At 64.4% G+C, this 13,476-nt stretch carries 12 protein-coding genes; 8 read left to right on the forward strand and 4 right to left on the reverse strand.

Features of this window, described 5'->3' with window-relative positions; all coding sequences use genetic code 11:
• Position 1: 1 nt before the first annotated feature.
• A complete protein-coding gene (locus tag CH276_RS03480) occupies positions 2-1,579 on the reverse strand; it encodes an ABC transporter substrate-binding protein (protein WP_094630685.1) in 1,578 nt (525 codons plus the stop codon).
• A gap of 339 nt (positions 1,580-1,918) precedes the next feature.
• On the opposite strand from CH276_RS03480, the gene CH276_RS03485 reads away from it, so the two are divergent.
• Together CH276_RS03485 and CH276_RS03490 are read left to right on the forward strand one after the other, a co-directional pair.
• Positions 1,919-2,914, forward strand: a complete 996-nt coding sequence (locus CH276_RS03485) for a 2-hydroxyacid dehydrogenase (protein WP_094689099.1) — start codon at positions 1,919-1,921, stop codon at positions 2,912-2,914.
• Complete coding sequence (locus CH276_RS03490; RefSeq protein ID WP_094630595.1) at positions 2,911-3,306, forward strand: universal stress protein; 396 nt, start codon at positions 2,911-2,913, stop codon at positions 3,304-3,306. The genes CH276_RS03485 and CH276_RS03490 overlap by 4 nt, the downstream gene beginning before the upstream one ends.
• Positions 3,307-3,482: 176 nt before the next feature.
• Here the strand turns inward: CH276_RS03490 and CH276_RS03495 are convergent, their stop codons facing one another.
• A complete protein-coding gene (locus CH276_RS03495) occupies positions 3,483-4,376 on the reverse strand; it encodes a LysR substrate-binding domain-containing protein (RefSeq protein ID WP_032396712.1) in 894 nt (297 codons plus the stop codon).
• 172 nt (positions 4,377-4,548) lie between these two features.
• Here CH276_RS03495 and CH276_RS03500 point away from each other — a divergent pair, with 172 nt between their 5' ends.
• Together CH276_RS03500 and CH276_RS03505 are read left to right on the forward strand one after the other, a co-directional pair.
• Positions 4,549-6,057: a SulP family inorganic anion transporter gene (locus tag CH276_RS03500; protein ID WP_094657531.1), complete on the forward strand. Its 1,509-nt coding sequence runs from the start codon at positions 4,549-4,551 to the stop codon at positions 6,055-6,057.
• A gap of 34 nt (positions 6,058-6,091) precedes the next feature.
• Positions 6,092-6,499, forward strand: a complete 408-nt coding sequence (locus CH276_RS03505) for a MerR family transcriptional regulator (RefSeq protein ID WP_032396710.1) — start codon at positions 6,092-6,094, stop codon at positions 6,497-6,499.
• 8 nt (positions 6,500-6,507) lie between these two features.
• On the opposite strand, the gene CH276_RS03510 is transcribed toward CH276_RS03505, so the two are convergent.
• Both CH276_RS03510 and CH276_RS03515 read right to left on the reverse strand, forming a co-directional pair.
• A complete protein-coding gene (locus CH276_RS03510; RefSeq protein ID WP_094630594.1) occupies positions 6,508-7,764 on the reverse strand; it encodes a lipase family protein in 1,257 nt (418 codons plus the stop codon).
• Positions 7,765-7,978: 214 nt separating this feature from the next.
• Entirely contained in the window at positions 7,979-9,688 is a 1,710-nt protein-coding gene (locus CH276_RS03515) for a ribonuclease J (protein ID WP_045197367.1), read from the reverse strand.
• Positions 9,689-9,829: 141 nt separating this feature from the next.
• Here CH276_RS03515 and CH276_RS03520 point away from each other — a divergent pair, with 141 nt between their 5' ends.
• The 4 genes from CH276_RS03520 (at position 9,830) to CH276_RS03535 (ending at position 13,476) form a co-directional block, all read left to right on the forward strand.
• Positions 9,830-10,378: a dihydrofolate reductase family protein gene (locus CH276_RS03520; protein ID WP_032396707.1), complete on the forward strand. Its 549-nt coding sequence runs from the start codon at positions 9,830-9,832 to the stop codon at positions 10,376-10,378.
• Between the two features lie 103 nt (positions 10,379-10,481).
• Positions 10,482-11,972, forward strand: a complete 1,491-nt coding sequence (locus tag CH276_RS03525) for a flavin-containing monooxygenase (protein WP_094630593.1) — start codon at positions 10,482-10,484, stop codon at positions 11,970-11,972.
• Positions 11,969-12,814: an SDR family NAD(P)-dependent oxidoreductase gene (locus CH276_RS03530; RefSeq protein ID WP_094630592.1), complete on the forward strand. Its 846-nt coding sequence runs from the start codon at positions 11,969-11,971 to the stop codon at positions 12,812-12,814. Before CH276_RS03525 ends, CH276_RS03530 begins: the two co-directional genes overlap by 4 nt.
• On the forward strand, positions 12,811-13,476 hold the full coding sequence (locus CH276_RS03535) for a TetR/AcrR family transcriptional regulator (RefSeq protein ID WP_094630591.1): 666 nt from the start codon (positions 12,811-12,813) through the stop codon (positions 13,474-13,476). Before CH276_RS03530 ends, CH276_RS03535 begins: the two co-directional genes overlap by 4 nt.

A 13,476-nucleotide genomic window follows, 5' to 3' on the forward strand; every position in this document is an offset into this window, starting at 1 on the left:
GTCAGGGCCTCTCGGTATCGGCGCGAGTCATCGCGGCGAGATGCATTTCGTCGACCGTGGCCGAGTTGGGGGTGTAGTCGACCGAGGACGCCTTGGCGAGCACACCGTTCATGTGCGCGATGTAGGCCATCTGCATGATGTCCTTCGGTTCGTCGGCGAACACCTGCGCGTACGCGTCCTGCCTGTCTTCTCCGGTCAGTGCGCCCGCCGCGGCGATCTCTTTGTCGAATTCAGCTGTGCCGTAGGCGCTCTGGAATCCGTCGCTGGTGAAGTACTGGTCGACGGTGAAGGCCGAGTCGCCGGCCTGGTTACCGTGCTGAATGACCAGCAGGTAGGGCCCGACGTCCGGAAACGGACGTTCCTGGTATTCGGCAGTGCCGGCGGCATCCATCATTTCGATCTTGACGTTCATGCCGATCTTGGACAGCGAGTTCTGGATCACCTCGACTGTTTCGTTGATCTTGGGGAACTGTCCGGTGCGCCCGATGAGTCGAATCTCGGTGTCCACGGGTACGCCGTCGGCGCGGGCCTCGTCGATCAGCGTGCGGGCCCGGTCCATGTCGTAGGGCCACGGCGTCAAGTCCTCGTTGAATCCCACGACGCCCTCGGAGATGAGTTGTGCTGCAGGCGAGCCGAGTCCGCGGAACAGTGCTTTGACGATGCCGCCGCGGTTGATCGCGTAGTTGATCGCCTGCCGCACCCGCATGTCGTCCAGCGGCGGCTGCGCTGCCTGGATGCGGAGCGCCGTGGTCTCGTTGTTGGGGTAAGCGACTCCCAGGTCACCTGCCCCGTCCTCCGGGCCGACCGATGTCGCGATCTCGGCCTCGCCGTTGGTCACCATCGAGGCGCGGACGCTTCCCTCGCTGCGCCATTGATATTCGGCCCTGGCGTATTCGGGCTTCGGACCCCAGTAGGTCTCGTTGCGTACGAGCGAGAGCTTCTGTCCGTAGTCCCAGCGTTCGATCGCGAACGGTCCCGTTCCGATCGGTTCACGCACGCGCTCGGTGTAGCTGGCTGTGCGTGGGACCATCTCGACGAACGACAGACGTAGCGGCAGGATGGGGTCGGGTTCCGGGGACTGCACAGTCAGTGTCATCGGATCGACCGCGTTCACCACCAGGTTCGCGTCACCGAACACATAACCTTCGACGTTGCAGCCCAGTTCCGAATTGACCGTGCGGTCGATGGAGAACGCGGCGTCCTCGGCTTCGAAGGGACTGCCGTCGCTGAAGGTCACGCCGGGGTGGATCGCGAACGTCCACTCCGTGTCGGAGGTCTGTTCCCACGAGTCGGCGAGCTTGGGCTCGAGATCGCCGGTGCTGGGGTTGCGTTCCATGAGGGGCTCGGTGATGTTCGAGCGGGTGACGACCCCGACCGACGTGAGCGAGACATCGCACGCCTCGAGGGTCGGCGGTTCCTGCGGCAGAACGATGCGCAGGGTGTCGGCGCGAGCGGCTCCACCGTTGTTGGAGTTGGCGACTGTGCAGCCGCTCACGATCAACGAAAGTGACAGTGCGCCAACGGCTGATGCGATGACGCGATGGTTCCGTCCCTGCTGCACGAAGAGTGCAGGGCTCATGGTGGCCTCCAGTGGGAAAAAGGATCCGCGTCTGCATGTCGCAGCCGAATCTGTGACGGTAGACACACGGTAGGAGCGTGCGATCTTCATCGTCAACCGGACGAAAACCGGTTTTCGAGCAGTTTCGTGGGTCACACCGGACGCTTCGATGGGGTTTGGGTCACAGGCATGGGGGACTGACCAGGCCCGATGCAGGTCGGGGTGGTCGAGGCGGCATCGGCAATGCGTCGTTCATGCCGTTTGGGTATCGGTCCATGTTATTTCCGTGTTGGACAGGTATTCGAGAAGCGGCATACCGTACAGGAAACGCGCACGTTCCACCATCTCGCGAGGAGAACAATGGTCACCGTCAGCTCAGAGAAAACCTCTGTGTCGCAGCAGGATTCGCAACAGGGCGGTCGAGTGCTCCGAGTGGGACCACTCAAACCGTCGTTGATGGACACCTTGGTTTCCGAGTACGACGCGCTGGTTCTTCCCGAGGGCGACGAGCGCGAGGACTTTCTGGCCGCACACGGCAGTTCGATCACCGCGGTCGTCACCTCCGGCCGGACCGGAGTCGATGCTGCGCTGATGGACCGGTTGCCCCAGCTCGGAGCCGTCGTCAACTTCGGTGTCGGCTACGACACCACCGACGTCGACGCCGCAGCCGAACGCGGAATCAGCGTGAGCAACACCCCCGACGTGCTGACCGATTGCGTGGCGGACCTGGCTGTCGGCTTGCTGATCGATACCGTGCGCGGGCTCTCGTCCGCCGAGCGATTCGTGCGTGCCGGCCGCTGGCCCGCCGAGGGCAACACGCCACTGACGCGTCAGGTCACCGGCACGCGCGTCGGAATCATCGGACTCGGCCGCATCGGTTCGGCAATTGCCGATCGGCTCAGAGGGTTTCGCTGCGAGATCTCGTACCACAATCGTAACGAGATCGACGGTTCGCCGTATGTCTACGCTGCCGGCCCGAGAGCGCTCGCAGAGAACGTCGACGTGCTGATCATCGCCGCGTCCGGCGGCTCGGGAACTGCGCATCTGGTCGACCGAGCTGTGCTCGAAGCGCTGGGGCCGCAGGGTTATTTGATCAACGTGGCGCGCGGAAGCGTCGTCGACGAGGAAGCGCTGATCGAGTTGCTTGCAGCGGGGCAGCTCGCCGGTGCCGGCCTGGACGTCTTTGCCCACGAACCGAACGTGCCCGACGCTCTGGTGGCGATGGACAACGTGGTGCTGCTGCCGCACGTGGGTAGCGCAACGGTGGAGACCCGCGCCGCAATGGAAGCGCTCACGCTCGAGAACCTCGATCGCTTCCTGGCCGACGGCACCCTCGTCACACCGGTGACGAAGTGACCGTCGTCGTCGGCTACTCGCCGACCATCGAAGGAAAAGGCGCACTGCCCTTCGCATTTCGTGAGGCACTCATGCGCGAAACGGACTTGCTCATCGTGGCCGAGAACGACAGCGCAGGCGAGGCGGACTTCGCTGCCACCGTCGAATCGGCTCGCGAGGAGGCGTCGGCGCTCGGTGTCACGACGAAGATCCACGACAACGAAGCAGGCCGCTCGCATGCCGACAATCTGATCGACCTCTCGTTCGACGAGCAGGCTCAGCTCGTCGTCATCGGCATCCGGCGTCGATCACCCGTCGGAAAATTGTTCATGGGCAGCATCTCTCAGCGTGTCCTCCTCGAGGCACACTGCCCGGTGACGGCCGTCAAGCCGCCGGTGGGGTTGCCGCGCTGAGTGCGCGTCATCGGCGGGTCCTGCCGTGTCGAATCACATCGATCACGCAAACGGGGACCTCACACCGCTTTTATCGACTGCGCGCCCCCGCTATGACCTGATCGGGGGCGCGCAGTCGGTAAAAAGGGCGCTCACTTGCGGTTTCGGGCACGCTCGGCAACTCGATCAGCGGCGCATCACGACCACTCCCGCGTCGGCAGCACATCGGTCATGAAACGGTGCAGCGCCGGGTTGTCGTTGTCCGGCCGCCAGGCTGCATCGAGCTCGACAGGCCGTTCCTTGACGGTCCGAACCGGCCGAAACACAACACCTTTCGGACGCATGGTCGACGCGGACTCCGGCACCAGTGCCAATCCGATGCCTGAGCGGACGAGGACCAGCATGGTGTGGACCTGGGTCACGTACTGCACGTAGCGCGGGGTGACGCCGACGATGGTGAACGTGCTGATCAGCAGTTCGTGGAAGTACCGCGCATCGACGGGTGAGTACATGATGATCGGCTGCTCGTCGAAGTCCTCCACCGTCAGTTCGGCCTTCTCGGCCAGAGGGTGGTCGTGGGGCATGGCGGCGATCAACGACTCGTGCAGCACCGGCCGCGATGCGATACCCGGCCGCTTGAGTGGTGGCCTGGCCAATCCGAGATCCAGATCGCCGACGGCCAAGGATTCCATCTGCACCGACGAGACCATCTCGCGCAGGACAAGTTTCACGTCGGGAAGTTTGTCGCGTGCGGCGTCGAGCAACTGCGGCAGCACCGCGTGCGCCGATGCGCCGGTGAATCCGACGACCACGGTCCCCAGGTCTCCGGTGGGCACACGTCGCACCGTCAGCAATGCGCCCTCGGCGAGGTCGAGGATGCGTCGAGCCTCGGGAAGGAACGCCAGGCCCGCGGCGGTCAGGGTGACCGACCGGCTCGTGCGGTCGATGAGCTGCACTCCCACTTCGCTCTCGAGCTGTTGAATCTGCCTGCTCAGCGGCGGTTGTGTCATGTGCAGCCGCTCGGCAGCCCGGCCGAAGTGCAGCTCCTCGGCGACAGCGATGAAGCAGGACAGCCTGTTGAGCGAAAACATCCATTCATTCCTTGCATCGCGCTGGGGAGTTTCGGCGTGTTTCTCGTATGAATCTAGCGCACCTCGTCGAAACCTCGACGATTGACAACCTTCTCTCCGGTAAGAGTAGAGTTGCCGGCGGAGCGGACGCCGAACCTGTCGCAGTCCCTCGCATCCATCGAACGGAGTTGTCGTGTCTCGAGCTGCCCAGGTGCCTGCCACCGCCGTCGAAGACGTCTCGGTGCTGGGTGCGTTGCGCTCACCGAGGCGACTGAAAACCGAGGTTCTCGCTGGGCTGGTGGTGGCGCTGGCGTTGATCCCGGAAGCCATTTCGTTCTCGATCATCGCCGGTGTCGATCCGCGCGTCGGGCTGTTCGCGTCGTTCACGATGGCCGTCACCATCTCCATCGTCGGTGGCCGACCGGCGATGATCTCTGCGGCCACCGGGGCGATCGCCCTGGTTGTCGCCCCGTTGGCCCGTGAATACGGCCTCGACTACCTCATCGCCGCGGTGATTCTCGGCGGCGTCCTGCAGATCGTGTTGAGCGTCCTCGGTGTCGCCAAACTCATGCGGTTCATCCCGCGCAGCGTCATGGTCGGATTCGTCAACGCGCTGGCGATCCTGATCTTCACCTCGCAGGTGCCGTACCTGATCGGGGTGCCGTGGTTGGTGTACCCGATGGTCGCGGCCGGACTGCTCGTCATGTTCTTCCTACCGAAGCTCACCTCCGTCGTGCCTGCACCTCTGATCGCGATCGTGATACTCACCGCCGTCACTCTCGTCTTCGCGCTGGCCGTCCCGGACGTGGGCGACGAGGGTGAGCTGCCGTCCTCGCTGCCGTCGTTCCTGATACCGGACGTGCCCTTCACGTTCGACACGCTGTCGATCATCGCGCCGTTCGCGCTCGCGATCGCTTTGGTCGGTCTGCTCGAATCACTGATGACGGCCAAGCTCGTCGACGACATCACCGATTCGCACTCCGACAAGACTCGTGAGGGATGGGGTCAGGGTGTGGCGAATCTGGTCACCGGGTTCACCGGCGGTATGGGCGGCTGCGCGATGATCGGCCAGACCATGATCAACGTCAAGGTCTCCGGTGCTCGAACCCGTATCTCGACGTTCCTCGCCGGCGCCTTCCTGCTGATCCTGGTGGTCGGGCTCGGTGACATCGTCGCGCTCATTCCGATGGCCGCGCTGGTCGCCGTGATGATCATGGTGTCGGTCGGCACCTTCGACTGGCACAGCATTCACCCGAAGACGTTGCGGCGCATGCCCAAGAGCGAAACTCTCGTCATGGTTGTCACGGTCGCTGTCACCGTGGTCACCCACAACCTGGCCTACGGCGTCGTCGTCGGTGTCGTCACCGCGATGGTGCTGTTCGCCAGGAGGGTTGCGCACCTGACCGAGGTGGTCGATGTGGCTCATCCGGACGAGGACACGCGCGTCTACGCGGTGAAGGGCGAGCTGTTCTTCGCGTCGAGCAACGATCTGATCTATCAGTTCGACTACGTCGGAGATCCGAAGAACGTCGTCATCGACATGTCCGAGTCGCACATCTGGGACGCCTCGACCGTGGCGACTCTCGACGCCATCACCACCAAGTACGCGGCGAAGGGCAAGACGGTGGAGATCGTCGGTATGAACGCGCCGTCGGTCGAGCGGCACGATCGTCTCAGTGGAAACCTGGGCGGCGAGCACTGACTAGGGTGGACGCTCGGGCGAGGAGAGGCGGCACATGGCAGACGACGGCACACACATGCAGATCGGACAGGTGGCTCAACGCACCGAGCTGTCCATCCGCACGGTTCGTCATTACGACGACGTCGGCCTGGTCACCCCCTCTGCCCGCTCGGCCGGTGGTTTTCGGCTGTACACCGAGACCGACGTCGAGCGTCTGCTCGTCATCCGCCGGATGAAGCCGCTCGACTTCACCCTGGCCGAGATGAAACAGCTTTTGGAATCCCTCGACATCCTCGGAGACGAGAACGCGGCCGACGACGCGAGGTCGTCGGCCGCGGCCTTCGTTCGTGAATGTCATACCAAGGCCGAGGACAGCTGCCGCACGCTGCGGCGGCAGCTCGCCTACGCCGAGGAGCTGACCGAGGTGCTGTCGACTCGCGGAGCAGCAGTCCGGAGCGAGTAGGTTCGGCTCTAGCGGCCGAAGCTACTGCATCCGGGTCGAACCGGAATTCCCGCGAGGCGGTCGTCCAACCACGCGAACGCAGCGGGAGCTCCGGTGCCGGCCACGATGCTGTGTTCACCCAGGTATTCCTCGAGGCGGACGTCGGCTCCGCGTGAACACCACTTGTCGAACACGGCCTCCGGACCTTCCTTCGGAATCCAGAACTCCTGCTGTCCGTGATATATGAACACCGGTGCCGTCGGAGTTCCGCCGTCTCCCAATCGATTTTGATCAGCAACCGCGAGCGCCAGCGGTGAATTGAACGCATCGGGAGTGATGGACAGTGACTCGATACGGATCGGAGCAACGATTCCGAACGGAGCGATCCCGACGATGCACAGGTCCTTCGACGCCTGTGCGAGCCGCCACCCGTCGTCGTTGTAGAGCGAGAGCATCTCGGGGTACTCGCGCGCAACGCCCATCGCTGCCGCGAGGAACACCGCAGACGCTGCGTTGCCGTTCATGGACTGACGGAGCAGCGCGAAGTCGGTGGGCGTTCCGCCGAACGCTGCGCCGACGATGTTCAGTTCGGGGGCGTAGGCCGGAGCCTCCTGCACGGCCCAGCCCGATGCGATCGCCCCGCCCGAGTAGCCCGTAATACCCAGGGGCGCAGTCGGATCGAGGCCGATCGCGGCGGTCGTGACCGCTCCGCGCAGACCGTCGAGTACGGCATGTGCCGCCATCGGTCCGACGGCGTATGCATGGCGCGGCCCCTGATGGTCGGTGACGACGACGGCGTAGCCCCGCGCCAGAAGCAGTTGCACGGGTGCCAATTCCGGAGCGATGCCGCGTTGCATGGTCCACGATGGCTCGCACGTGGCACCGAGCGAATCGATGGCCATGTTGTAGGCGACAACAGGGCGCGGACCGGGCGAGGTCCAGGGCGCGGTCGGGACGATGACGCTGGTGACGATGGCAGCGGGGCGGTCCTTCGCGTCGGTCGAGGCGACCAGCAGTTGAGTGGTGGTGACCGGGGTGGCAAGTGGTCCGACGGTGACGCTGCGGGTCCGTAGAACTGTTCCGGGAGTAGCTGTTTCGTATCCGGGCGGCGGAACGACCCACGGATCGTCGAGCGGTGTCGCGGCGATCGATTCGGCGGTGCGCGGTGGATTCTGGAAATCGCCGAGTGGATCGGCAGCCGCCGACCATTGCCCGCCCGACACCACCAGTGACACCGCAGCGACCACCGCCGCATACCGACGGCCGAACTTCGCGTACTTCCCCATCGAGACCCCCCGGTCGACGTTCCGGATCGTTACCGGAGCTATTCACACGACTCTAGGGGCAGGAACCATCCACAGGGGCCGAACGCACAATTTGCTCGGATCGGGCGAGGGGACCGGCGACCCGGCACGACAGGCCGACCCTGGCGTACCGGGCAGAAGCCGTTCCACGCGCGGCTTCTTGTGGTCACTCACCTCGTCACCGAGAAGACGTGCTCTAGCCGTCGACGACGACCGGAACGATGAGGGGCTGACGGCCCAGGGTCTGCTTGGCCCAGCGCGCCGACTCCTGCACGATGCGCTTTTCGATGTGCTCGCGGGAGGCCACGTTCACGTCGCTCTCGCGGGTGAGGGTCTTGCCGATCGCCTTGGCCAACGAGTCGAAAGCGTTGGCCTCGTGCGCGAATCCGCGTCCGATGAAGTCGACGTCGTCGACCAGCAGGCCGGTATCGGGATCGACGATGGCGATGACGGTCAGGACGCCCTCGTTGGCGAGCAGCCGGCGCTCGGCCAACGAATCCTCGGTCACCCCACCGACGGCACTGCCGTCGACGTAGATCAGTTCGATGGGGACACTTCCGGTGATCTGTGCGACGCCGTCGAACAGGTCGATGACGCTTCCGTTCTCGGCGATCAGCACACGATCACGCGGTACGCCGGTCCTGATCGCGAGATCGGCATTGGCGCGCAGGTGTCGCGCTTCACCGTGGACGGGAAGCACATTGGCGGGTTCGAGGATGTTGTAGCAGTAGACGAGCTCGCCCGCGCTGGCGTGGCCGGAGACGTGCACCTTGGCATTTCCCTTGTGCACCACGCGTGCACCCTTCTCGACGAGACCGTTGATGACGCGGTAGATCGCGTTCTCGTTACCGGGGATCAAGCTGCTGGCCATCAGTACGGTGTCGCCGTCGCCCACCTTGATCTGGTGTTCGCCCGACGCCATCCGCGAGAGCGCGGCGAGGGGCTCGCCCTGCGATCCGGTGCAGATCAGCGTGATCTTGTGCGCCGGAAGCCGGTTGAGCTTCGGCAGATCGACCACGAGCCCGTCGGGTACGTCGAGGTAGCTCAGATCGGTCGCGATCTTCATGTTGCGCACCATCGATCGCCCCACGAACGCGACCTTGCGGCCCTGCGCATGCGCGGCGTCGAGTACCTGCTGAATGCGGTGGACGTGACTGGCGAAGCTCGAGACGATCACGCGTCCCGACGTTTCGCGGAACACCTTCTCGATGGCCGGGACCAGATCGCGTTCCGAGACCATGAACCCGGGAACCTCGGCGTTGGTGGAGTCGACGAGGAGAAGATCGAGCCCTTCCTCGCCGAGGCGCGCGAAGCTACGGAGGTCGGTGATGCGACCGTCGAGCGGGAACTGATCCATCTTGAAATCGCCGGTGTGCAGCACCAGGCCTGCGTCGGTACGGATGGCGATGGCGAGGCCGTCGGGGATCGAATGGTTGACGGCGACGAACTCGAGCTCGAACGGACCTTCCTGACGCGTCTGCCCCGCTTCGACCTCGATCAGCGTCGTCGAGACCTTGAACTCGTCGAACTTGGCGGCCAGGAAATGCAGCGTCAGCCGCGACGCGATGACGGGAATGTCACCGCGCTCGCGCAGCAGGTAGGGGACGCCGCCGATGTGGTCCTCGTGCCCGTGCGTCAGGACGATCGCCACGACGTCGTCGAGGCGATCGCGGATGCAACTCCAGTCGGGCAGGATGACGTCGACGCCGGGCTGGTGCTCCTCGGGGAACAACACACCACAGTCGACGATGAGCAGTTTTCCGTCGAACTCGAACACGGTCATGTTCCGGCCGATCTCGCCCAGACCGCCGGTTGCGATCACGCGAAGGTGCCCGGCCTGGAGTGCGGAAGAGGCTCGCTTTCTCGGAGCGGCGGGGGATTTCCGGTTACGTGGTGATCGCGACATGCGTCCAACGCTACGGGTGGGTCTCGACCTGCGTCGACCCCGGTCCGCACACCAACGGTTGCGCACGCGCGGAGGCGCAGTCTTCGACCATTTTCGGGCGATCGTGATTCGGACGTGCGGTTGGGGTGGTAGACGTCGAGCATGCGCTCACTGGTGATCACACAGAACATCACTGTCGACGGAGTCATCGAGGCGACCGACGACTGGTTCGCTCGGGCAGGCGGGGACCCCGAGCTCGACGCGGCGCTGGCCGCGCAGAGAGACGAGTCGGATGGATTCTTGGTGGGGCGCTCGACCTTCGAGAGTATGCGCGACTACTGGGGTCCGAAAACCGATGACACAACCGGTGTGACCGATCACCTGAACCGCGTCGCGAAGTACGTCGTGTCCTCGACGCTGACAGACCCCGGGTGGGTGAACTCGACCGTGCTGTCCGGCCGACTGATCGACGAGGTCACGAGGATCAAGAATTCGAGCGGATCGGACATCGTCTGCACGGGGAGTATCACCCTGTGTCGGGAGTTGATCGCGTTGGACCTCGTGGACGAATACCGGTTGTTCCAGTTCCCTTACGTGCGCGGGCACGGCGAACGATTGTTCGACGGAACTCCGTCGCAGTGGTTGCGCCTCCTGGAGTGCAGAGCATTTCCGTCGGGGGCGTCCCTGGTGCGGTACGCGGCCCGTCGTTGACCTCTGGCGGGTCGACTCGATTCCATTGCGGAATCACGCGTCATCACTTTAAAGTGATGACGCGCGTCATCGGATGCCGCGCCCGTGGGAGGGGTCAGTCGATATGCAGATGCACAGTGTGGTCATCATCGGCAGCGGCTTCGGTGGCCAGTGCGCCGCCAAGGCCTTGCTCGACCGCGGGATCGACGACTTCGTCATTCTCGAGAGGCGTCCTTTCCTCGGCGGCACGTGGAAGCAGAACCGCTACCCGGGCGCAGCCGTCGACGTGCAGAGTCCGCTGTACTCGATCGCCTCCGAGCCGTTCGAGTGGTCGCGCATGTTCGCCGAACGCGAGGAACTGGAGCGATACACCGACCACGTGCTCGAATCGAACGGTCTGCCGGCTCGTACGCATGTCGACACCGACGTCAGGAAGATCGAATGGGCGGGAGACCACTGGACCATCATCACCTCGCGGGGTGACTACGCGGCGAAGTTCGTCGTCAACGCGTCGGGACCACTCAGTACACCCGTCGTACCGCCGTTCCCCGGGAGAGAGAAGTTCCAGGGCACCCAGTTCCACACCAACGACTGGCACACCGAGTACGACCACGCCGGCAAGAGAGTGGCGATCGTAGGCAGCGGTGCCAGCGCCGCACAGGTGATCCCCGCGATCCAACCCGACGTGGAGCAGCTGCACGTCTTTCAGCGCACCCCGCATTGGGTGATGCCGCGCCACGATCGTGAATTCACGGCGATCCAGCGAAAGCTGTTGCGCATCGAACCGATTCGAAGGGCGGTTCGCGCCGGCATCTACTGGACGCTCGAGACCCGAATCATCGGGTTCAAGTACTCGCGGCGAATGCTCAAAGCCGTAGCCCAGCGAACTGCTCTGAAACACATCGAGTCTCAGGTTCCGGACACCGAGCTTCGGGCCAAGGTCACCCCGGACTTCACCATCGGTTGCAAACGAGTGCTGCTGTCCAACACGCTCTATCCGGCACTCGGGAAATCGAACGTCACTCTGCACGACAGGAACGACGGTATCGCCGAGATCACCGAAACCGGAATCGTCACCACCACCGGCGAACACGTCGACGTCGATCTCCTCGTGTGGTCCACCGGATACGACGCCACCGACGGCGTCATCTCGTACCCGGTGATCGGCCGCGACGGCCGGGCCCTGTCCGAGGTCTGGGATCCGTACCCGCGCGCCTACCTCGGCACCACGATTCCCGGCTTTCCCAATCTCTTCGTCGTCACCGGACCGAACACCGGTATCGGCCACACCTCCGCCATCTTCCTCATCGAGGCGCAGATGGAGTACATCGTGCGGGCGATCGACGCCGTCAGGCACAGTGGGGCACTGGCGATCGAGGTCACTGCAGATGCAGAACAGGCCTACACCGACAAGATTCACCGCGAGATGGAGGGCACCGTCTGGAAGGACGGCGGCTGCCACAGCTGGTATCAATCCAAATCCGGGCACGTCGTGGCGATGTTCCCCGGCTTCAGCTTCACCTTCCGCCGGTGGGCCAAGCGATTTCGTCCGCAGGAACACCACATTCACTTCTCGCCCACCGAGGCGACCGCGAAAAACGAGGTGTCGGCATGAAGGATCACTCGGGCCAGGTAGCGCTGATCACGGGAGCAGCAGGCGGCATCGGTTCCGCCGTTGCGTCGGCGCTGCATCGACGCGGTGCGTCGATCGTCCTCGTCGACATGAAATCGACCGACCTCGAATCGGCGGCGGCGAAACTTGGCAACCAGCGCGTGGCGATCGCCTACGCCGACGTCACCGTGCGGGAGCAGCTCGACGCGGCCGTCGCCACCGCGATCGAGACCTTCGGCACGCTCGACATCGTTATGGCCAACGCCGGAATCTCCAGCGGTGCACAGGCATCGACCATACGGTCCGTCGAAGACGGAGTTTTCGAGCGCGTCATCGGCGTCAACCTGATCGGCGTGTGGAACACGGTGCGTGCCGCCCTCCCACACATCGTCGAGTCCGGCGGCTACGTGTTGATCACCTCGTCCACGTACGCGTACCTCAACGGCCTGGCGAATGCACCGTACGCGGCATCGAAGGCAGCGGTCGAACAGCTCGGGCGTGCTCTCCGCGCGGAACTTGCGGGCACGAAAGCGACAGCGGGAGTGCTGTATCCGGGATGGGTCGCGACGCCGATCGCCGAGGTCGCATTCGGCGGCGACGACGTCGCGACAGCCATGATCGACCGCGCCTTCCCCACGCCGCTACTCCACCCGATCACCCCGGACAAGCTCGCCCGGGTGGCCGTTCGAGGGATCGGACGAAGAGCTGCGCGCATTGCCGTACCCGGTCGCTGGATTCCGATCTCGATACTGCGCGGCATCGTGAACCCGATCATGGACGCCACGATGGAGCGGGACGCCGAATTGATCCGTCTGACTGCCGAACTGGATGCCCGACGGTCATGAGCTCGGTGTCCGAAGCGGCCGGTCGGGCCTACGGCGGCGAGAGTGCCGCCGACCGCGACGACCGAAGGCGGCGGCAACTGCTGGATGCCGGACTGCGGGTGTTCGGCAGCGTCGGATACCGAGCGGCCACCGTGCGCGGACTGTGCCGCGAGGCCAAGATCGCCGACCGGCACTTCTATCAATACTTCGACAGGACCGAGGATCTCCTGCTCGCGGTGTACGCGGAATGCATTGCACACCTGACCGACTCGGTGTCCGACACGATGGCGGAGATCGATTCCGACGGCGACCTCAGGGCCGCCGCCGAACAGTTGCTCGATCCCTTCTTTCGGGTCGTCGAGGACCCACACCTGGCCCGGGTGGTGTGGATGGAGGTGCTCGGGGTCAGTCCTCGTGTGGAGCAGACGTATCTGACGGTGATGCAGCAATTCGGGACGCTGCTGCTCGGTTACCTCCGCACGTTCGCGGGCGACGTGGAGTCGGGGCCCGATGTGGATATCGACCTGCTCGCCACCGCCGCGATCGGCGGAATCAGCCACACCGCGATGACCTGGTACCAGAGCGGTTACGCCGCGGAACGGCGCATCGTCGTCGCCACCATCGCGACCATGCTCGCCAACATCGTCGCGCCGTTGACGAACGCCGACCCTGCCGAGCAGTAG

Origin of the sequence: Rhodococcus sp. 06-470-2 (assembly GCF_002258235.1) — a bacterium.
Classification (GTDB): domain Bacteria; phylum Actinomycetota; class Actinomycetes; order Mycobacteriales; family Mycobacteriaceae; genus Rhodococcoides.

Coding starts and splice junctions, on each gene's coding strand:
- CH276_RS03510 (WP_094630594.1), bottom strand. CDS start 7,764: ATGGGGAAGTACGCGAAGTTCGGCCGTCGGTATGCGGCGGTGGTCGCT.
- CH276_RS03535 (WP_094630591.1), top strand. CDS start 12,811: ATGAGCTCGGTGTCCGAAGCGGCCGGTCGGGCCTACGGCGGCGAGAGT.
- CH276_RS03530 (WP_094630592.1), top strand. CDS start 11,969: ATGAAGGATCACTCGGGCCAGGTAGCGCTGATCACGGGAGCAGCAGGC.
- CH276_RS03480 (WP_094630685.1), bottom strand. CDS start 1,579: ATGAGCCCTGCACTCTTCGTGCAGCAGGGACGGAACCATCGCGTCATC.
- CH276_RS03505 (WP_032396710.1), top strand. CDS start 6,092: ATGGCAGACGACGGCACACACATGCAGATCGGACAGGTGGCTCAACGC.
- CH276_RS03495 (WP_032396712.1), bottom strand. CDS start 4,376: ATGTTTTCGCTCAACAGGCTGTCCTGCTTCATCGCTGTCGCCGAGGAG.
- CH276_RS03520 (WP_032396707.1), top strand. CDS start 9,830: ATGCGCTCACTGGTGATCACACAGAACATCACTGTCGACGGAGTCATC.
- CH276_RS03525 (WP_094630593.1), top strand. CDS start 10,482: ATGCAGATGCACAGTGTGGTCATCATCGGCAGCGGCTTCGGTGGCCAG.
- CH276_RS03515 (WP_045197367.1), bottom strand. CDS start 9,688: ATGTCGCGATCACCACGTAACCGGAAATCCCCCGCCGCTCCGAGAAAG.
- CH276_RS03485 (WP_094689099.1), top strand. CDS start 1,919: ATGGTCACCGTCAGCTCAGAGAAAACCTCTGTGTCGCAGCAGGATTCG.